The organism is Massilia arenae (genome assembly GCF_008014745.1).
GTDB classification, from domain to species: Bacteria; Pseudomonadota; Gammaproteobacteria; order Burkholderiales; family Burkholderiaceae_D; genus Telluria; species Telluria arenae.
Window position 1 is genome coordinate 1 of record NZ_VPFD01000044.1, and the last position, 17,984, is coordinate 17,984.

The following is a 17,984-nucleotide window of genomic DNA, read 5'->3' on the forward strand; positions in this document are numbered from 1 at the left end:
AGTAGGCCTCAACGGCTGAAAATTTAAACTGCTCGTCGTACTTCATAAGACACCTTGAAGTGGAGTCTCACTTCAAGGGGTCACATCACTCCGCGGGAACGACGTGCTGGAGCCGCGTGACTTGCCCACACGAGGGCGTGGCCAGCATCACAACAACCTGTCCTCCGCCCGGCTGACCGCTTCCCCATCCCCGCGCACCACCACCACGTCGCCCGCGGCCAGCACCACGCCCGGCCCCGGCTCCACATCCGCGCCGCCGCGCCGCAACGCCGTCACCTCGGCCGCAATACCGTCCAGCCCCAGTTCCGCCAGGCTGCGGCCGATCGAGCCGGCCTGCGCATGCAGCCGCACCGAATGCAGGCGCACATGTCCCGGCTCAAGCGTCGCGCCGCTGTCGCTCGCGCCATGGAAGTAGCCGCGCAGGGTCGCATAGCGGTCGTCGCGCGCCGCCTGCACCCGGTGCACCACGCGCCGCAGCGGCACGCCCAGGGTCACCAGCGCGTGCGAGGCCAGCATCAGGCTGCTCTCCAGCGCCTCCGGCACCACCTCGGTGGCGCCAGCCGCCTTCAGCACGTCCATGTCGCCGTCATCGTGGCTCCGCACGATCACCGGCAGGTTCGGGGCCAGCTCGTGCACCAGGTGCAGCACCTTCAGGGCCTGGCGCGTGTCGGCGAAGGTGATCACCAGCGCGCTGGCGCGGTGGATGCCGGCCGCGATCAGGCTTTCGCGGCGCGCCGCGTCGCCGTACGAGACGGTGGCGCCGGCTGCGCGCGCCTCTTGCACCCGCTCCGGATCCAGGTCCAGCGCATGCCAGGGCAGCGCCTCTTCCTTGAGCAGGGTCGCCAGGCTCTGGCCGCTGCGCCCGAAGCCGGCGATGACCACGTGATTCTGGGTCTTCATGGTGCGCGTGGCGAGCTGGGTCAGCTGCAGCGACTGCGTCATCCACTCATTGGCCGCAAGCTTCATCGCGATCCGGTCCATATTGGCGATGATGAAAGGGGCGAGCAGCATTGACAGCACCATCGAGGCCAATACCAGCTGCATCACGAACGGGTCGACCAGCTTCGAGCCGGAGGCGTGATTGAGCAGCACGAAGCTGAATTCGCCCGCCTGGGCCAGCGCCAGGCCGGTGCGCATCGCCGTGCCAAGCGATGCTCCGAAGGCGCGCGCGAGCAGGGCAATCAGGCCGAACTTGAGCAGCACCGGCAGCGCGAGCAACAGCAGCACCAGCCACCAGTGTTCGATCACCATGCGCAGGTCGAGCAGCATGCCGATCGTGATGAAGAACAGCCCGAGCAGCACGTCGCGGAACGGCTTGATGTCTTCTTCCACCTGATGCTTGTAAGGCGTCTCGGAGATGAGCATGCCGGCCACGAAGGCGCCCAGGGCCAGCGACAGGCCGGCCTGCTCGGTGATCCAGGCCGCGCCCAGGGTCACCAATAACAGGTTGAGCATGAACAGCTCTTGCGAGCGGCGTTTGGCGACGATGGTGAACCAGCGTCCCATCAGCTTCTGGCCGAAGAACAGCAGCAGGGCAAGCACCAGCGCCGCCTTGAGCGCCTCCACCCCGAGCGTGATCGCCATGTCTTCCGGATCGCGCGCCAGCGCCGGGATCATGATCAAGAGCGGTACCACCGCCAGGTCCTGGAACAGCAGGATGCCGACGATGCGCCGCCCATGCTCGCTCTCGAGCTCCAGCCGTTCGGTGAGCAGCTTGACGACGATGGCGGTCGAGGACATCGCCAGCGCGCCGCCCAGCGCGAAGGCGGCCTGCCAGCCGAGCGGAATGCCGGGCAGGAACCAGGCCGCCAGCAGCCCGATCCCCATGGCGGCCGCGATCGTCGACACCACCTGGGCCAGCCCGAGCCCGAACACGATGCGCCGCATCGAGCGCAGCTGCCCGAGCGAGAACTCCAGGCCGATCGAGAACATCAGGAACACGACCCCGAACTCGCCCAGCGCATGGGTGGTCGGGCTGTCTTCGGCCAGGGCCAGGGCGTGGGGGCCGATCAGGACACCGACGGCGAGGTAGCCGAGCATCGGCGGCAGTTGCAGGCTACGGAAAACGACCACGCCCAGGACGGCGCAGCCCAGCAGGAGGAGGGTGAGTTCAAGACCGGAATGCATTGGTGCGAAGCTGGGATAAACAGCAAAAGTGTTGATCTTATGGCACTAGCCAGGTGTGGTGCGGCATGCGCATGTTATCGTTTGTTACGACTGGCAAGTTTTTTGCTTTCCCAATTCGTTTATACTTCCAAAATGAGTGTAACCGATGAAAAAATAATGCCGAAAAGTTTTGACGAAACCCTGGCCCGGCGCGTCTTGGCCCTGGGTCGCGAAACGCTGTCGATCGAAGCCGACGCCATTCGCGCGCTGCAGGCGCGCCTGGGCGACGACGACAGTTTCGTGAACGCCGCGCAGCTGATCATGGCCTGCGACGGCCGCGTGGTCGTGTCCGGGATGGGCAAGTCGGGCCACATCGGCCGCAAGATCGCCGCCACCCTGGCGTCCACCGGCACCCCGGCCTTCTTCATGCACCCGGGCGAGGCCGCGCACGGCGACCTGGGCATGGTCACCAAGAATGACGTCGTGATCGCGATTTCCAATTCGGGCGAATCGTCCGAGATCCTGGACATCCTGCCGGCCGTGAAGCGCCTGGGCGCACGCGTGATCGCCATGACCGGCAAGCCGGCCTCGCGCCTGGCCAAGCTGGCCGACGTGCACCTGAACATCGCGGTGGACAAGGAAGCCTGCCCGCTCAACCTCGCGCCGACCACCAGCACCACCGTGACCCTCGCCATGGGCGATGCGCTGGCTGTGGCGCTGCTCGACGCGCGCGGCTTCCGTGAACAGGACTTCGCGCTGTCGCATCCGGGCGGCGCGCTGGGCCGGCGCCTCCTGACCCATGTGCGCGACGTGATGCGCAGCGGCGACGCGGTGCCGAGCGTGCGCCCCGAAACCTCGCTGGTCGAAGCGCTGCTGGAGGTCACCCGCAAGGGCCTCGGCATGACCGCTGTCGTCGACGCCGACGGCCGTCCGGTCGGCGTGTTCACCGACGGCGACTTGCGCCGCGTGATCGAGCGCATGCACGACTTCTCGGACATCCAGATCCGCGACGTGATGCACGCCAACCCGCGCCGCGTGCGCCCCGAGCAGCTCGCGGTCGACGCCGTCGCCGTGATGGAAGAATTCCGCATCAACCAGATGCTGGTGGTCGATGAAGACGACCGCCTGGTCGGCGCGCTGCACATCCACGACCTGACTCGCGCCAAGGTGATCTGATGAGTGAATTCATTCCCGCCATTACCCCGCTGGCGCATATGGAACGCGCCGCCCGCATCAAGGTCATGATCTTCGACGTCGACGGCGTGCTGACCGACGGCAGCCTGACCTATGGTCCCGACGGCGAAGTCACCAAGACCTTCAACGTGCTCGACGGCCTGGGCATCCAGCTGTTGAACAAGACCGGCGTGCAGACCGCGATCATCAGCGCGCGCCTGTCGCCGATCGTCGTCAAGCGCGCGGCCGATCTTGGCATCTCGCACGTCCACCAGGGCATCCACGACAAGCGTATCGGCTTCGCCAAGCTGCTCGAGGCCACCGGCTTCACGGCCGAGCAGTGCGGCTACATCGGCGACGACGTGATCGACCTGCCGCTGTTCGCGCGCGTCGGCTTCGCCGTCGCGGTGCCGTCCGGCCATCCCGAGGTGCAGCACCGCGCGCACTACGTCACCAAAAATGGCGGGGGCCGCGGCGCTGTGCGCGAGGTGTGCGATCTCGTGATGCGCGCCCAGGGCACCTACGACCAGGCGCTCGCGCCGTACTTCGCCTGAGGCCACGCACCATGGCCACCATCGTCCAAAACAAGCGTACCGCGCATCGCTGGAATCTCCTGGCGATGATCGTGATCGGCGTCTTCTTCGCCTTCGGCAGCTTCTGGCTGCTGCAACTGATGCAGGCGTCCGACATCGACGCCCAGCTGGGCGGGCCGCCGGACGAACCGGACTACATCGTCGAGAATTTCTCGTTCGTGCGCATGACCGAGAACGGCCAGCCGAGCTATGTGTTGTCGGGCAAGCACCTGGCCCACATCCCGCGCGGCGACGTTTCGCACGTCGACCAGCCGCTGCTGCGCGGCGTCGAGCCGGGCCGCCCGCCAATGACGGTGGTCGCCAAGAACGCCCAGGTGTTCCACGAAGAGCACCGGGTCGAACTGATGGGCGACGTCGATCTGCAGCGCCCGAAGACCGCGCAGAGCGAGTCTTTGCACTTGCGTAGCCAGGCGCTGACCGTGCTCCCCGACGAAGAGATCGTCAAGACCGACCTCCCGGTTGACCTGCAGCTTGGGGCATCGAGCGTGAAAGGCACCGGCATGGTCGCCAACAACGCCACCCAGCAAGTGCACATGTCCAGCCGCGGCCAGATCATCTATCCGCCACGCCCGCGCCAGTAAGCCCTGCACCGTGTGATAACCCAGGACCAGCATTCCTTATCATGAAAAAATTATTTGCCGCCGCACTCCTTTCCCTGCTGTCGCTGACGGCAGCCGCCGAACGTGCCGACTCGCTCAAGCCCGCGCAGGTCGAATACGATTCCGCCGATCTCGATGGGGTCAACGGCGTGCGCACCCTTACCGGTAACGTGATCCTCACCCGCGGTACGCTGTTGCTCAAGGCCGACCGCGCCGTGGTCAGGGAAACGCCCGAAGGCTATATGACGGTGACACTCACCGCCAACAACGGCAAGCTCACCACGTTCCGCCAGAAGCGCGACGGCGGTCCCAACCTGTGGGTCGAAGGCCAGGCCGAGCGCATCGAGTACGACGAGCGCGCCGAGCTGGTGCGCCTGTACTCGAATGCCCTGATCAAGGAACTGGAAAACGATCAACTGAGCAACCAGGTCACCGGCCCTTTCATCTCGTATGACAGCCGCAAGGAAGTGGCCACCGTGCGCAACGACGTCAGCGGCCAGAGCAAGGTTGGCGGCGGTCGCGGCACCCTGATCCTCTCGCCCAAGCGCACCCCCGCCGGAGGAGCGCAATGACGGCAATCCCGATGGAGCTGGGCGATTGCAGCACCCTGGTCGTCAAGGGCCTGCAGAAAAGCTATGGCAAGCGTCTGGTGGTGCGCGACGTGTCGCTGCAGGTCGAATGCGGTGAAGTGGTCGGCTTGCTGGGCCCGAACGGCGCCGGCAAGACGACCTCGTTCTACATGATCGTCGGCCTGGTGCCGTCGGACGCCGGCTCGATCGACATCAACGGCACCGACATCACCAGCCTGCCGATCCACCGCCGCGCCGTATTGGGCCTGTCCTACCTGCCGCAGGAGGCCTCGGTATTTCGCAAGCTGACGGTCGAAGAGAACATCCGCGCCGTGCTCGAGCTGCAGAAGGACAACGGCAAGCCGCTGTCGAAAGACCAGATCAACGAGCGCCTCGACACCCTGCTGGCCGACCTGCAGATCGAGAAGCTGCGCGAGAATCCGGCGCTGTCGCTGTCGGGCGGCGAACGCCGCCGCGTGGAGATCGCGCGCGCGCTGGCGACCAATCCGCGCTTCGTGCTGCTCGACGAACCGTTCGCCGGCGTCGACCCGATCGCCGTGATCGAGATCCAGCGCATCGTGCGCTTCCTGAAGGAGCGCCAGATCGGTGTCCTGATCACCGACCACAACGTGCGCGAGACGCTTGGCATCTGCGACCGCGCCTACATCATCAACCAGGGCGCGGTGCTTGCCTCCGGCCGCCCTGACGACATCATCGCGGACGAGTCGGTGCGCCGCGTGTACCTGGGTGAACACTTCCGCATGTGAGCGACGCCTAGATGAAACAGTCCCTGCAACTTCGCACTTCGCAGCACCTCGCGCTTACGCCGCAACTGCAGCAGTCGATCCGGTTGCTGCAACTGTCGACGCTCGAGCTGCATCAGGAGATCGAGCAGATACTGGGCGATAATCCCTTGCTCGAGCGGCTCGACGATCCACTCGACCGGTCGGTGCGTTTGCTGGCCGACGGCGCCATCAACAATGCACCCGCCAGCGGCGAAGCGCCGCCGGCGCCCGGCCAGCAGGCCGAGGGCGAGGGTGCGCCGGCGCAGGAGGGCGAAGGTTTCGAGGGCGGCGCCGACAACGATCGCAGCGACGCCGACTGGAGCGAGGGCGGTGCGCCGTCTTCCGGCAGCGGCGGCGAGGACGAGGACGGCCGCCCGCAACTGGAAGCCTGCGCCATCACCCTGCGCGAACACCTGATGGAACAGGTGCGCGAAGCCACCCTGTCGGCGCGCGACCGTGCGCTGGCCGAGCTGGTGATCGATGCGCTGGACGACAACGGCTACCTCGAGGAAGCGCTCGACGAGATCCACGCGCGGTTGCCCGAAGAGCTCGATATCGAGATCGACGAGCTGCGCTGCGCGCTGGCGCTGGTGCAGAGCATGGACCCGGTGGGCGTCGGCGCGCGCAGCGCGGCCGAGTGCCTGGCGCTGCAGATCCGGCGCATGCCGGGTGTGCCGATGGTCACGCGCCGCATGGCCCTCAAGATCGTCGAGGGTTACCTGAGCTGGTTCGCCCAGCGCGAATACAGCAAGCTGAAAAAAGCGCTCGACTGCGACGACGAAGACTTGCGCGAGGTGCAGGCCGTGGTGCGCCAATGCAATCCGCATCCGGGCGCGGCGTTCGCTTCGAACGTGTCGGACTATGTGGTGCCGGACGTGATCGTGCGCCGTTCCAAGAGCGGCTGGGCGGTCACCCTGAACCCCGACGTGATGCCGCGCCTGCGCGTGAACAGCCTGTACGCCAGCCTGCTCAAGCAGGGCAAGAGCGAGGCGCAGATGGGCGCGCAGATGCAGGAAGCGAAGTGGCTCATCAAGAATATGCGCCAGCGTTTCGACACCATCCTGCGTGTGGCGGAGGCGATCGTCGAGCGCCAGCGCAATTTTTTCTCCCATGGCGCGGTTGCCATGCGGCCCCTTGTTTTACGTGAGATAGCTGATACACTAGGCCTACACGAGAGCACAATTTCTCGTGTCACAACGCAGAAATACATGCTGACCCCGCACGGCATGTTTGAGTTGAAGTATTTCTTCGGCAGCCACGTTGCCACCGAGGCGGGAGGCGAAGCATCCTCGACGGCAATCCGTGCGCTCATCGCACAATTGACAGGAGCAGAAGACCCTAGGAACCCTTTATCCGATAGCAAGATCGCGGAGATGCTCGGGGAACAAGGCATGGTCATCGCGCGCCGCACGGTTGCAAAATACCGTGAAGCCCTCAAGATACCCCCTGTAAGCCTCCGCAAGTCCTTGTAACTGCGCCGTCCACAGACATCGTGCCCTGTCGCGTTCCTGTGGTCCACACGGTGCAACATTTTCAAAGGAGTGTGTATGAACCTCACAATCAGTGGCCATCATCTCGAAGTAACCCCCGCCATCCGTGAATACGTTCAGAATAAGCTCGAGCGCATCATTCGCCATTTCGACCAGGTGATCGACACCCACGTCTTCCTGGCCGTCGACAACCTCACTGAAAAAGAAAAAAGGCAGAAAGCAGAGATCAACGTCCAGGTGTCGGGCAAGACCCTGCACGTGGCAAGCGTCGCACAAGACCTGTACGCCGCGATCGATACGCTGATGGATAAGCTGGACCGACAGATCCTCAAACACAAGCAGCAACTGAAAGACCATAGCCGTACCTCGATCAAACGCATGCCGGAAATCGACGGCGAAGACGCTGCTGTCGCCTGATCAGGCGCAGGGCTCACACTAGCTAAGGGCGTCTGAGGGGACGCCCTTTTTGCATCCAGCCTCCCCGGTACTACGCGCATCTATGTGTTCGGTAAAATGCATGTCTTTCCATTACGGATCACGCCATGACCGACCACGTCCTGACCCGCATCGCCAACCGCACCGGCATCATCACCCTGGACCGCCCAAAGGCGCTCAATTCGCTGTCGCTCGAGATGGTACGCGCGCTGACCGACGTGCTGCGCGCCTGGGAGCATGACGGGCAGGTCGAGGCGGTCGTACTGACCAGCAGCAGCGAGAAGGCCTTGTGCGCGGGCGGCGACATCCGCTTCTTCCATGAGGTCGGCCATGCGTCGCCGATGGGCGGCAGCGCGCTGCTCGAGGATTTCTTCACCGAAGAATACGCGCTGAACCACCTGATCCATTTCTATCCGAAGCCCTATATCGCCATCATGGATGGCGTCGTGATGGGCGGCGGCATGGGCATCGCCCAGGGCGGCCCGGATTGCGGGCTGCGCATCGTGACCGAGCGTACCAAGATGGCCATGCCCGAGGTGAACATCGGCCTGTTCCCCGACGTCGGCGGCAGCCACTTCCTGTCGCATGCGCCGGGACAGCTGGGCAACTACCTGGGCCTGACCGGACTGACGATCGGCGCCGCCGACGCGCTGTATATCGGCCTGGCCGACGTGTTCGTGCCAAGCGCCGAGTTGCCTGACCTGAAGGCATTGATCGCGTCGACGCAAGGCGCCGGGCTGCCGGCGGCGATCCGCGCCTTCGCGGCGCCGTTTGCTGCAATGGCGGGGGCAAGCGAATTGCAGGTCCGGCGCAAGAGCATCGATGCGCATTTCGGCGCGGCGTCGGTCGCCGCGATCATGGGATCGCTCGAAGGCGACGCAACACCGTTCGCACACAAGGCGCTGGCCGCCATGCGCCAGCGTTCGCCCCTGTTGATGTGCGTGACCCACGAACTGCTGGCGCGCGGCGCCGCGCTCGACGTGGCCGACTGCCTGCGCATGGAACGCTCGCTGGTGCGCCACAATTTCGAGCATGGCGAAGTGCTGGAAGGCATACGCGCACTGGTGATCGACAAGGACAATGCGCCGCAATGGAATCCGCCATCGCTCGACCAGGTCACGCCCGGGATGGTGGCGCGCTTCTTCGAACCGGTGTGGCCGGAGCACGCGCATCCGCTCAGGCATCTTGCATAATCGGCTGCGTGCATATCCATTTTTGCGTGACATCGTAGAGACGGGGTGTGAACATCGGGCCTTCATGATTTGAAAGGAAGACCGATGCGCCTGCGTGCCCTGCTGATCTCGATGACTTTATGCGGCAGCGCCGCCGCGCAGGACTACCAGCCGGCCTTCGATCCGAGCCGGCTCAAGGGCCCCACGACAGGGCCGGTCAACGAAATCATGGTGCTCGGCTCGCCCCACCTGGCGCATTTGCCCAAGACCTTCCAGGCATCGAGCCTGGCCCCACTGAACGAACGGCTCGCGGCCTGGAAGCCGCAGGCGATCGCGGTCGAGGACCGCTCCGGGCCGCAGTGCGATTTCATGCGCCGTTATGCGGCGCGCTACCAGGAGGCGGTCGACACCTATTGCCGGGACACCGCGCCGGCCAGGGCGGCGACCGGGCTCGATGTGCCGCAGGCCACCGCCGAGGCCGAAAAGCTGCTGGCTGCCTGGCCCGCAGCGCCCTCGGCGGCCCAGCGGCGGCATCTGGCGGCCGTGTTCATGGCGGGCGGCGAGGAGGCGTCGGCCGTGGTCCAGTGGCTCCGTCTGCCGGCTGCCGAGCGCCGCGCCGGCGATGGGCTCGATGACGCCCTGGTCGCGCGGCTGCAAAAGCTCGCGATCCATCCCAACGAAAGCGTGGCGATCGCGGCGCAGCTGGCGGCCCGGCTGGGGCATAAACGCGTGTATGCGATGGATGACCAGACGGCAGGCCGTCCCTACGCCGACCGCAAGGCGGCCGGCGAGGCGATCATGAAGGCCTGGGACAATCCGGCCAATGCGAAGCGCAAGAAAGAGGACGAGATCCTCGACCGGGGTGTGGATACCCCGGAAGGGCTGCTGGCGATGTACCGTGTCTACAATTCGCCGGCCCACGTCGCGGCGACCTTCGAGATCGACTTCGGCGCGGCGATGAACGAACCGTCACCGCAGCGCTTCGGCCGCGGCTACGTCGGCTACTGGGAAACGCGCAACCTGCGCATGGCGGCCAATATCCGCGATGTGGTGGGTGTGATGCCGGGCACGCGGCTGCTGGTCATCGTCGGGGCTTCGCACAAGGGCTATCTGGAGGCGTATTTGCACCAGATGCATGATGTGCGGGTAGTGGATACGGCGGCGGTGCTGCGGTAAATGCCGCGCTGTCGCACCGGGCCCGATTCAATGCAATGCAGGGCCGTAGCTCACGGCAAAGCGCGCCGCCAGTTTGTCGAGTCGCTTGTCTCGCGTCCATAGCCGCGAGCCGGGCGTCAGCAACGTCGATGAGAGCAAGGCGAGGTCGACCAGGCCGCAGCCGAGCCCATAGAGCTGTTCTCGCTCGATCAGTTCTCTTATCTCGTCGAGGCTGGCTTGCTTGGCCATCGGCAGCGCCGCGATATCTGCCAAGGTTCGTGCACGCGGAGCTGGCGGTGTGCCGCAGGCTAATTCGGCCACTACCATCGGGTGGGCAAGTGCGAGGTCGAGCGAGAGCAAGCCGACCAATGGCGCATTACGATGAAGGAAATGATCGACCCAGACGGAGGTATCGATCAGGACTCTATTCATCGGTTCAGCTCAGGACGCCTGCGAGGTATTTCGGACATGTCAGGCGTGGCACCGCCAAGAGCAGCAAGGCGTTTGGCTGCTTGCACGCGCACGAATGTCTTGATCGCCTCCCTGAACAAGTCCGCCTTGTCCATCTCTGGGTCAGCCATCTCCAGCGCTTTCGCATAAAGCTCATCATCGATAGTGACTGTCGTTCGCATGGCACTTTTCCTGCGTGGGGAATAAAGTCATTCTGCGTGAATCGGGAAATCCCCGCAAGCCAGCGGTGAGAATGCGTGAGCCTGCAAGCCATCTCCGTGTGCTACTGTCAGATTTTTATCAAGGATGACAGCTGCACATGATTTCCTGGCAAAACCTGATCGCTGAATACCGTGCGCTCCCGCCGTTCGTGAAAGCATCCCTGGCCATCAGCGTCGTATCGCTGGCATTCCTGGTCCCATACCACATGGGTGAGAGCGTAGGCGTCGCTGCCTACTATTTCTTCAATAGCTGAACAGCGACGACGAGATCAAGCCGCCGGATTCTTCGGCTGCTCCCGATGCCGCACGATCACCCGTTCGGTATCGCCAAAATAGGCGCCGAGGTGCTCGGCCATGTACACCGAGCGGTGCTGGCCGCCGGTGCAGCCCACCGCCACCGTCAGGTAGCTGCGGTTATCGGTCTTGAACGAAGGCAGCCACTTGGCCACGAAGGTGCGGATATCGGCCAGCATCTCGATCGCGCTCGGCTGGGCGTCGAGGAAGTCGATCACCGGCTGGTCCTTGCCGGTGAGTGGCCGCAGGGCCAGGTCGTAATACGGGTTCGGGATCGCGCGCACGTCGAACACGAAGTCGGCGTCGAGCGGCACGCCGACCTTGAAGGCGAACGATTCGAAGAACAGCGTCAGCGGCGCATGGTCGACTTCGGCCAGCTCCTTGATCCAGGCGCGCAGCTTATTGGCCGAGAGTTCCGAGGTGTCGATCACATGGCCCAGGTTCTCGATCGACGACAGGCGCTCGCGTTCTTCGGCGATGCATTCGATCAGGGTGCGGCGCGAGGCCGGGTTCTCGCCCGGCCGCAGCTCGTGCGACAGCGGGTGGCTGCGCCGTGTTTCGGAAAAACGCGCGACCAGCGAATGGGTGCTCGAGGTCAGGAACATGACCTTGACCGCATGGCCGTCTTCGCGCATGCGGCGCACGCTCACCGGCAGTTCGACCAGCGACTCGGCGCTGCGCGCGTCGACCGCGACCGCCATCTTGGCGGTGCCGGTTTCATTGACCGTATTGACGAGGGCCGGCAGCAGGGCCGGCGGCAGGTTGTCGACGCAGTAGTAACCCGCGTCTTCCAGGACATTCAGGGCCACGGACTTGCCCGAGCCCGAGATGCCGGTGATGAGGACGATGTGCATGCGGCGATGATACCGCAACCTTCACCCGATGGCACGCCACCGGGCCATCGCGTGAAGGTTCAGTCCGCGCTCATCGCCTGGCGCTGGCGTTCCATGAATTCCTGCAGCGTGTCGATGCCGCGCAGTTGCAGGATCGTGTTGCGCACCGCGGCCTCGAGCAGCACCGCGATATTGCGGCCGGCTGCCACCGGAATGACGACCTTGCGGATCGGCAGGCCCAGCACGTCCTCGGTCGGAAAGTGGAAGGGCAGGCGCTCGACCTCTTCGTCCAGCGCGCCGCGCTTGACCAGGTGCACGATCAGCTTGAGGCGCATCTTGCGCCGCACCGCCGTCTCGCCGAAGATCGCCTTGATGTCCAGCAGGCCCAGGCCGCGCACCTCAAGCAGATTCTGCAGCAGCGGCGGGCAGCGGCCCTCGATCATGTTCGGCGCAATGCGCGAGAATTCCACGGCGTCGTCGGCCACCAGGCCGTGCGAGCGCGAGATCAGTTCCAGGCCCAGTTCGCTCTTGCCCAGGCCCGAGTCGCCCGTGATCAGCACGCCCACGCCCAGCACGTCCATGAACACGCCGTGCATGATCACGCGCTGGGCCAGCTTCTTCGATAAATACACGCGCAGGAAATCGATCACCTGCGCCGCCGGCAGCGGTGTCGAGAACAGCGGGATGTTCTGCTCGTCGCAGATGGCCAGGATGTCGGGCGGGGTTTCCAGGCCTTGCGCGATGATCAGCGCGGGCGGGCCTCCGCCGATCAGTTCGCCGACCACATGGCTGCGCGAATTGGCCTTGAGGCGGTGGTAATAGTCGAGTTCCTGGTGGCCGAAGACCTGGATCCGGCCCGGGTGGATCAGGTTCAGGTGGCCGACCTGGTCGGCGGCCGAGGCGGCGTCGCCGGCGATCTGGCGTTCACCGCCGGGAAAGCCCGCGAACCAGCCCAGTTGCAGGCTGTCGCGGTTGTCGTCGTACAGCCGTTGGATGGTCAGCGGGGACTGCAGCATGGGCATTGTCGTCGTCGCAAAAAAGGCGCGCGCGGCGTGATTGCCGCGCGTTTCACTAGACGCTCAGTTTAACCCAGAGCCTGGAGGCTGGGTTGCCAGTTGATAATGCGGTCATGCACCGATCTCGGATCCGGATCGGTCGCCAGGGCGGTGCGCACCGACTCGTCGGAGAACAGCTCGGCGATCTCGGACAGGATCTCGAGATGCTGCTGGGTGACGTGGTCAGGGATCAGCAGGAAGAACAGCAGGCTCACCGGCTGGCCGTCGGGCGACTCGAAAGGAATCGGCTCCTTCAGGCGCACGAAGGCAGCCAGCGGCGACTTGAGGCTCTTGCTGCCCTTGATGCGGCCGTGCGGGACGGCGACGCCGTGGCCCAGGCCCGTCGAGCCCAGGCGTTCGCGCGCGAACAGGTTGTCCGACACGATCGAGCGGGCGATGCCGCAGTTGTTCTCGAAGATCAGGCCGGCTTGCTCGAAGGCTCGTTTCTTGCTCGACACTTCGATGTCGAGTTGCACGTTCTCGAGCGAGAGGATTTTGCTTAGATTCGTCATAACGTGGGTGCGATGCACGCGTGGAGTGCTTGCGAGCACGGGATTATAGGCCTGTTTGGGGCCTGAGACACTCGATTTCGCGACAGTTGGGGCTTCTCGCCGAACGGCCGCACGATACCCGTCGAAACGGGATAAGCAGTTAGTTGACTTGCATCAACATCGTTACGCAATTTCCTCAACGAATCAGCTGTTGAGGCCAGCAATCGTATGCCGGTCCTCCTGTTTACCGATGATTGCTCGAAGGCCTGCTTAAAAACAAGGCAGGTCGTTCAGTATCGTATAGCAAAAGGTGGAGCCATGCACGGTGCATGGCTGTCGCCTAAAACGCACAGGCGTGCGGGTAATATCCTGACAGAAATTGGATGTTTACTGGCGCGCGCCACGCAGATTGCCCGGTTTACCGGTGCTGAAGTTGGCCCGCCATGGATTGATATCCAGGCCGCCGCGCCGCGTGTAGCGCGCATACACGGCCAGCTTGCTCGGCTGGCACTGGCGCAGCACGTCCATGAAGATGCGCTCCACACACTGCTCGTGGAACTCGTTGTGCTCGCGGAAGCCGATCAGGTATTTCAGCAAACCTTCCTGGTCGATCTGCGGGCCGACGTAGCGGATCTGCACCGTGCCCCAGTCCGGCTGGCCCGTAACCAGGCAATTGGACTTGAGCAGGTGCGACACCAGGGTTTCTTCCACCGGCGCGTCCTCGTGGTTGGCCTTGAGCAGCTGCGGGGCCGGCGAGTAAGCGTCGATCTCGATGTCGAGGCGATCCAGCAGCGTACCTTCCAGCTCGCCCATCTTGATGCCACCGAATTGTTCCGGGCTGGTCAGGGTGACGTGGACCGGCGCGCCGAAGCCGTTCGACAGGTCGTCGCGCAGCAGGGCCAACAAGGCCTCGGGACCGGCGAGGCGGGTCTGGTTGAACGAGTTCAGGTACAGCTTGAACGACTTCGACTCGATGATGTTCGGTGAATCGGCGGGCGCCGTCACGGTCGCGATCGCGACCTGCGGCTTGCCGCGCATATTCAGCCACGACAATTCATAGGCGTTCCAGATGTCGACCCCGAAGAAGGGGAGCGTGCCCGAGAGGCCCAATTCCTCGCGCTTTTGCTGGCGCGGGATCGGGAACAGCAGCTCGGGGGCGTACTGGCTCTGGTAGGCGGAAGATTTGCCAAGTGGCGATTGATCAGGGGTATTCATAGACTTGGGGCGTCATGCCCCCAAAAACAATTTATAGACGGGATTCCCGCTCTCGTCCCAGTAGCGGTAACCGAGCGAGGCCAGGAACTGGCGGAACTCATCCATCTCGGCCTGCGGCACTTGCAGCCCGACCAGGATGCGCCCCACGTCGCCGCCCTGGTTGCGGTAGTGGAACAGCGAGATATTCCAGTTCGGCGCCATGCTGTCCAGGAAGCGCATGAGCGCACCCGGCCGTTCGGGGAACTCGAAACGATACAGCAATTCGTCATGCGCAAGTGAACTTTTCCCGCCCACCAAGTGGCGGATGTGCAGCTTGGCCAGCTCGTCGTAGGTGAGATCGAGCGTCTTGTAGCCGTGTTCTTCGAAGGTGCGCGCCAGCAGGCCCGATTCGCTGCGGTTGCCCACCTGTACGCCGACGAAGACGTGGGCTTCGCTTTCATCGCTGATGCGGTAATTGAATTCGGTGACGTTGCGCGGACCGACCAGCGCGCAGAAACGGCGGAAGCTGCCGCGCTGCTCGGGGACGGTCACGGCAAACACCGCTTCGCGCGATTCGCCCAGCTCGGCGCGCTCGGCCACGAAGCGCAGACGGTCGAAATTCATATTGGCGCCGCAGGCCACCGCCACCAGCGTTTCGTTTTTGATCGGCTCGCGGTTCATCTGCGAGCGCTCGATATAGGCCTTGGCGCCGGCCACCGCCAGCGCGCCGGCCGGCTCGAGGATGCTGCGCGTATCCTGGAACACGTCCTGGATCGCGGCGCAGATCGCGTCGGTGTCGACCAGGATGATCTCGTCGACCACCTGCTGGGCGACGCGGAAGGTTTCCTCGCCCACCAGGCGCACCGCGGTGCCGTCCGAGAACAGGCCGACATCAGTCAGGGTCACGCGATGGCCGGCCTTCAGGCTACGCGCCATCGCGTCCGAATCCAGGGTCTGCACGCCGATGATCTTGATGTCGGGACGGATCTGTTTCACATAGGCGCCGATGCCGGCGATCAGCCCGCCGCCGCCGATGGCGACGAATATCGCGTGGATCGGGCTCGACAGCTGGCGCAGGATTTCCATGCCGATCGTGCCCTGGCCGGCGATCACGTCCGGATCGTCGAAGGGGTGCACGAAGGTCAGGCGCTGCTCTTTTTCCAGCAGCAGCGCGTGGTTATAGGCGTCGGTGTAGGAGTCGCCATGCAGCACGATTTCGACGCTGGCGCCGCCGCGCGCCTTGACCGCGTCGATCTTGAGCTGCGGCGTGGTGGTCGGCATCACGATCAGCGCGCGGCAGCCCAGGCGGCAGGCCGACAGCGCCACGCCCTGGGCATGGTTGCCGGCCGAGGCGCAGATCACGCCGCGCTTGAGCTGCTCGGGCGTGAGGTTCGCCATCTTGTTGTAGGCGCCGCGCAGCTTGAAGCTGAACACGCTCTGCATGTCCTCGCGCTTGAAATAGATGCGGTTGCCCATCCGTTGGGACAGAGTCGGGGCGAGGTCGAGCGGCGTCTGTTCGGCGACGTCGTAGACGCGGGCGGTCAGGATTTTTCTGAGGTAGTCGGTAGTCATGGTCGGGTTGCAAAAGTCATGCCGGAAAGACCGGCGGGACGGACGACGCGAACTGTTCCGCTAGGGTGGGTGACCGTGGCGCAAAGGTCGATATGACGGGCTGGGTGGCAGGCTCGTCGTATCGTGTCGTGACGAAAGTACCGGATCATTATAATGGAGCCTTATTGTCACCACTAGGCCATCGCCTAAGCCCGCATGATCGAATCCGCTGTCCAATGGCTGCTTGACTTCCTGGCTGCACCGACCGTCGGGCTGACCTCGATCTTCATCGTCAGTTTCGTCTCCGCCACCTTGCTGCCGCTCGGCTCCGAGCCGGCCGTGTTCGCCGTGATCAAGGCCAATCCCGATATGTTCTGGCCGGCAATCCTGGTCGGCACGCTCGGCAATACCCTGGGTGGCGCTTTTGACTATTTCCTCGGCTACCGCGCCAAGGTCGCGTTCGCGAAAGAACGGCAGAGCCGCTGGTTCGGCTGGCTCAAGCGGTATGGCGCCAAGACCATGCTGCTGTCGTGGCTGCCGGGCATCGGCGACCCGCTGTGCACGCTGGCCGGCTGGCTGCACCTGCCGTTCTGGCCCAGCGTGCTGTATATGGCGATCGGCAAGTTCGCGCGTTATCTGACCATGACGCTGGCGCTGCTGTATATCCCGGATAGTTTCTGGACCAATCTCGGTGATATGCTGACCCGCATCACCGGCTGAGTATTTCCTCTCCGAAAGCGGCCGGGTCATCAGGAAGAAGCCGATGCTCGAACTGCGACCGAACTGCGAACACTGCAATGTGGCCCTGCCGCCCGCCTCGACCGAGGCGCACATCTGCTCCTACGAGTGCACGTTCTGCGCCGCCTGCGTCGACGGCGTCTTGCTGAACGTCTGCCCGAATTGCGGCGGCGGCTTCGTGCCGCGGCCGGTCAGGCCCGCGCGCGACTGGAAGAACGGGAATTATCTGGGCAACGATCCGGCGCGCACCGAGCCGAAGCTGCGACCCGTGGATCCGGCCGCCCATGCGCGTTTTGCCGGGGCGATCAAGGACATCGCGCCGTCGGATCGCTAGCATCCTGCACGTTCGCAGGAGGCGGTTCATAATGGGCATTTCGACGCTGCCCCAGGATTTGCGCATGACCGACCGCCTTCCCGTCCCCCTGGACAAAGCCTATCGCCTGATGAACCACGGGCCCACGGTGCTCGTCTCTGCACGCCATGGCGACGCGGTCAACGTGATGGCCGCCGCCTGGTCGATGCCGCTCGACTTCGCGCCGCCCAAGGTAGCGGTGGTGCTCGACAAGAGTACGCTCACGCGCACTATGGTCGAGGCGTCCGGCGAGTTCGCCCTGATGGTGCCGTCGCGCGAGCTGGCGCAACTGACCTTGCAGGTCGGCTCGACCAGCGGCCGCGAGGTCGACAAGTTCGCCGCCTTCGGCGCCGGCTACTGGACTGGCGAGCAAACCGGCGCGCCGCTGCTGGACGGCTGCCTGGCCTGGCTCGAATGCCGGCTGCTGCCCGAGCCGCACATCCAGGACACCTATGACCTGTTCCTTGGCCAGGTGGTCGCCGCCTGGGCCGATCCGGCCGTGTTCCGCGACGGCCATTGGGTCACGACCGACGGGGGACCGAAGAGCATCCACTACGTCGCGGGCGGGCATTTCTTCGAGCTCGGCGAAGCCTTCGAGGCAAGCGCGCAGTTGCCGGAACCATCCAACAACGCCGGATGACATATGCCGATCGGGTCATGCCGCATAACGAATGATGCATTGACAGGCTTGCAAGCAAATTAAGTTTGGTCTTTCAAATTAGTATAGA

Annotated in this window: 21 protein-coding genes; 13 read left to right on the top strand and 8 right to left on the bottom strand. The window is 64.3% G+C overall.

Annotation, left to right across the window (positions count from 1 at the left end; translation table 11 throughout):
• Positions 1 to 147 precede the first annotated feature (147 nt).
• Positions 148 to 2,127: a monovalent cation:proton antiporter family protein gene (locus FVD38_RS25140; RefSeq protein WP_147937303.1), complete on the bottom strand. Its 1,980-nt coding sequence runs from the start codon at positions 2,125 to 2,127 to the stop codon at positions 148 to 150.
• Between the two features lie 132 nt (positions 2,128 to 2,259).
• On the opposite strand from FVD38_RS25140, the gene FVD38_RS25145 reads away from it, so the two are divergent.
• The 9 genes from FVD38_RS25145 to FVD38_RS25185 all read left to right on the top strand — a co-directional run bounded on the left by FVD38_RS25145 (position 2,260) and on the right by FVD38_RS25185 (position 10,098).
• Complete coding sequence (locus FVD38_RS25145) at positions 2,260 to 3,282, top strand: KpsF/GutQ family sugar-phosphate isomerase (protein WP_370660657.1); 1,023 nt, start codon at positions 2,260 to 2,262, stop codon at positions 3,280 to 3,282.
• The gene (locus FVD38_RS25150; protein WP_229493990.1) at positions 3,282 to 3,833 is read left to right on the top strand and encodes a KdsC family phosphatase; all 552 of its coding nucleotides are present in this window, start codon (positions 3,282 to 3,284) and stop codon (positions 3,831 to 3,833) included. The genes FVD38_RS25145 and FVD38_RS25150 overlap by 1 nt, the downstream gene beginning before the upstream one ends.
• An 11-nt stretch (positions 3,834 to 3,844) precedes the next feature.
• Positions 3,845 to 4,453, top strand: a complete 609-nt coding sequence (gene lptC, locus FVD38_RS25155; RefSeq protein WP_147937305.1) for an LPS export ABC transporter periplasmic protein LptC — start codon at positions 3,845 to 3,847, stop codon at positions 4,451 to 4,453.
• Positions 4,454 to 4,494: 41 nt separating this feature from the next.
• Positions 4,495 to 5,043: a lipopolysaccharide transport periplasmic protein LptA gene (lptA, locus tag FVD38_RS25160; protein ID WP_147937306.1), complete on the top strand. Its 549-nt coding sequence runs from the start codon at positions 4,495 to 4,497 to the stop codon at positions 5,041 to 5,043.
• An 11-nt stretch (positions 5,044 to 5,054) separates the two neighbouring features.
• On the top strand, positions 5,055 to 5,807 hold the full coding sequence (gene lptB, locus FVD38_RS25165; RefSeq protein WP_123068959.1) for an LPS export ABC transporter ATP-binding protein: 753 nt from the start codon (positions 5,055 to 5,057) through the stop codon (positions 5,805 to 5,807).
• Positions 5,808 to 5,818: 11 nt separating this feature from the next.
• Positions 5,819 to 7,297: an RNA polymerase factor sigma-54 gene (locus FVD38_RS25170; RefSeq protein WP_147937307.1), complete on the top strand. Its 1,479-nt coding sequence runs from the start codon at positions 5,819 to 5,821 to the stop codon at positions 7,295 to 7,297.
• A 75-nt stretch (positions 7,298 to 7,372) separates the two neighbouring features.
• Positions 7,373 to 7,732 (top strand): ribosome hibernation-promoting factor, HPF/YfiA family, encoded by a 360-nt coding sequence (gene hpf / locus FVD38_RS25175; RefSeq protein ID WP_147937308.1) that lies wholly within the window; start codon positions 7,373 to 7,375, stop codon positions 7,730 to 7,732.
• 125 nt (positions 7,733 to 7,857) lie between these two features.
• The gene (locus FVD38_RS25180) at positions 7,858 to 8,943 is read left to right on the top strand and encodes an enoyl-CoA hydratase/isomerase family protein (protein WP_147937309.1); all 1,086 of its coding nucleotides are present in this window, start codon (positions 7,858 to 7,860) and stop codon (positions 8,941 to 8,943) included.
• Between the two features lie 84 nt (positions 8,944 to 9,027).
• Positions 9,028 to 10,098 carry a DUF5694 domain-containing protein gene (locus FVD38_RS25185; RefSeq protein WP_147937310.1) on the top strand — a complete coding sequence of 357 codons (1,071 nt, stop codon included), beginning with the start codon at positions 9,028 to 9,030 and terminating at the stop codon, positions 10,096 to 10,098.
• A 27-nt stretch (positions 10,099 to 10,125) separates the two neighbouring features.
• Here FVD38_RS25185 and FVD38_RS25190 read toward each other — a convergent pair whose 3' ends face one another.
• Complete coding sequence (locus tag FVD38_RS25190) at positions 10,126 to 10,509, bottom strand: PIN domain-containing protein (protein ID WP_147937311.1); 384 nt, start codon at positions 10,507 to 10,509, stop codon at positions 10,126 to 10,128.
• Positions 10,506 to 10,709, bottom strand: coding sequence for a type II toxin-antitoxin system VapB family antitoxin (locus tag FVD38_RS25195; RefSeq protein ID WP_147937312.1), 204 nt, complete (start codon positions 10,707 to 10,709; stop codon positions 10,506 to 10,508). The genes FVD38_RS25190 and FVD38_RS25195 overlap by 4 nt, the downstream gene beginning before the upstream one ends.
• A 137-nt stretch (positions 10,710 to 10,846) precedes the next feature.
• On the opposite strand from FVD38_RS25195, the gene FVD38_RS26590 reads away from it, so the two are divergent.
• Entirely contained in the window at positions 10,847 to 11,002 is a 156-nt protein-coding gene (locus tag FVD38_RS26590) for a hypothetical protein (RefSeq protein WP_187271706.1), read from the top strand.
• Positions 11,003 to 11,017: 15 nt separating this feature from the next.
• Here the strand turns inward: FVD38_RS26590 and rapZ are convergent, their stop codons facing one another.
• From rapZ to ilvA, 5 genes are all read right to left on the bottom strand, one after another.
• Positions 11,018 to 11,896: an RNase adapter RapZ gene (gene rapZ / locus FVD38_RS25200; protein ID WP_123068953.1), complete on the bottom strand. Its 879-nt coding sequence runs from the start codon at positions 11,894 to 11,896 to the stop codon at positions 11,018 to 11,020.
• 59 nt (positions 11,897 to 11,955) lie between these two features.
• A complete protein-coding gene (gene hprK / locus FVD38_RS25205) occupies positions 11,956 to 12,891 on the bottom strand; it encodes an HPr(Ser) kinase/phosphatase (RefSeq protein ID WP_005663306.1) in 936 nt (311 codons plus the stop codon).
• 68 nt (positions 12,892 to 12,959) lie between these two features.
• The gene (locus FVD38_RS25210; RefSeq protein ID WP_123068952.1) at positions 12,960 to 13,442 is read right to left on the bottom strand and encodes a PTS sugar transporter subunit IIA; all 483 of its coding nucleotides are present in this window, start codon (positions 13,440 to 13,442) and stop codon (positions 12,960 to 12,962) included.
• Positions 13,443 to 13,808: 366 nt separating this feature from the next.
• The gene (gene queF / locus FVD38_RS25215; RefSeq protein WP_123068951.1) at positions 13,809 to 14,636 is read right to left on the bottom strand and encodes an NADPH-dependent 7-cyano-7-deazaguanine reductase QueF; all 828 of its coding nucleotides are present in this window, start codon (positions 14,634 to 14,636) and stop codon (positions 13,809 to 13,811) included.
• A gap of 12 nt (positions 14,637 to 14,648) precedes the next feature.
• Positions 14,649 to 16,187 carry a threonine ammonia-lyase, biosynthetic gene (gene ilvA, locus FVD38_RS25220; RefSeq protein ID WP_147937313.1) on the bottom strand — a complete coding sequence of 513 codons (1,539 nt, stop codon included), beginning with the start codon at positions 16,185 to 16,187 and terminating at the stop codon, positions 14,649 to 14,651.
• 195 nt (positions 16,188 to 16,382) lie between these two features.
• On the opposite strand from ilvA, the gene FVD38_RS25225 reads away from it, so the two are divergent.
• From FVD38_RS25225 to FVD38_RS25235, 3 genes are all read left to right on the top strand, one after another.
• Positions 16,383 to 16,886 carry a YqaA family protein gene (locus FVD38_RS25225; protein WP_123068949.1) on the top strand — a complete coding sequence of 168 codons (504 nt, stop codon included), beginning with the start codon at positions 16,383 to 16,385 and terminating at the stop codon, positions 16,884 to 16,886.
• 43 nt (positions 16,887 to 16,929) lie between these two features.
• Positions 16,930 to 17,238, top strand: a complete 309-nt coding sequence (locus FVD38_RS25230; RefSeq protein ID WP_147937314.1) for a DUF1272 domain-containing protein — start codon at positions 16,930 to 16,932, stop codon at positions 17,236 to 17,238.
• 64 nt (positions 17,239 to 17,302) lie between these two features.
• Positions 17,303 to 17,896: a flavin reductase family protein gene (locus FVD38_RS25235; protein ID WP_147937315.1), complete on the top strand. Its 594-nt coding sequence runs from the start codon at positions 17,303 to 17,305 to the stop codon at positions 17,894 to 17,896.
• Positions 17,897 to 17,984 lie beyond the last annotated feature (88 nt).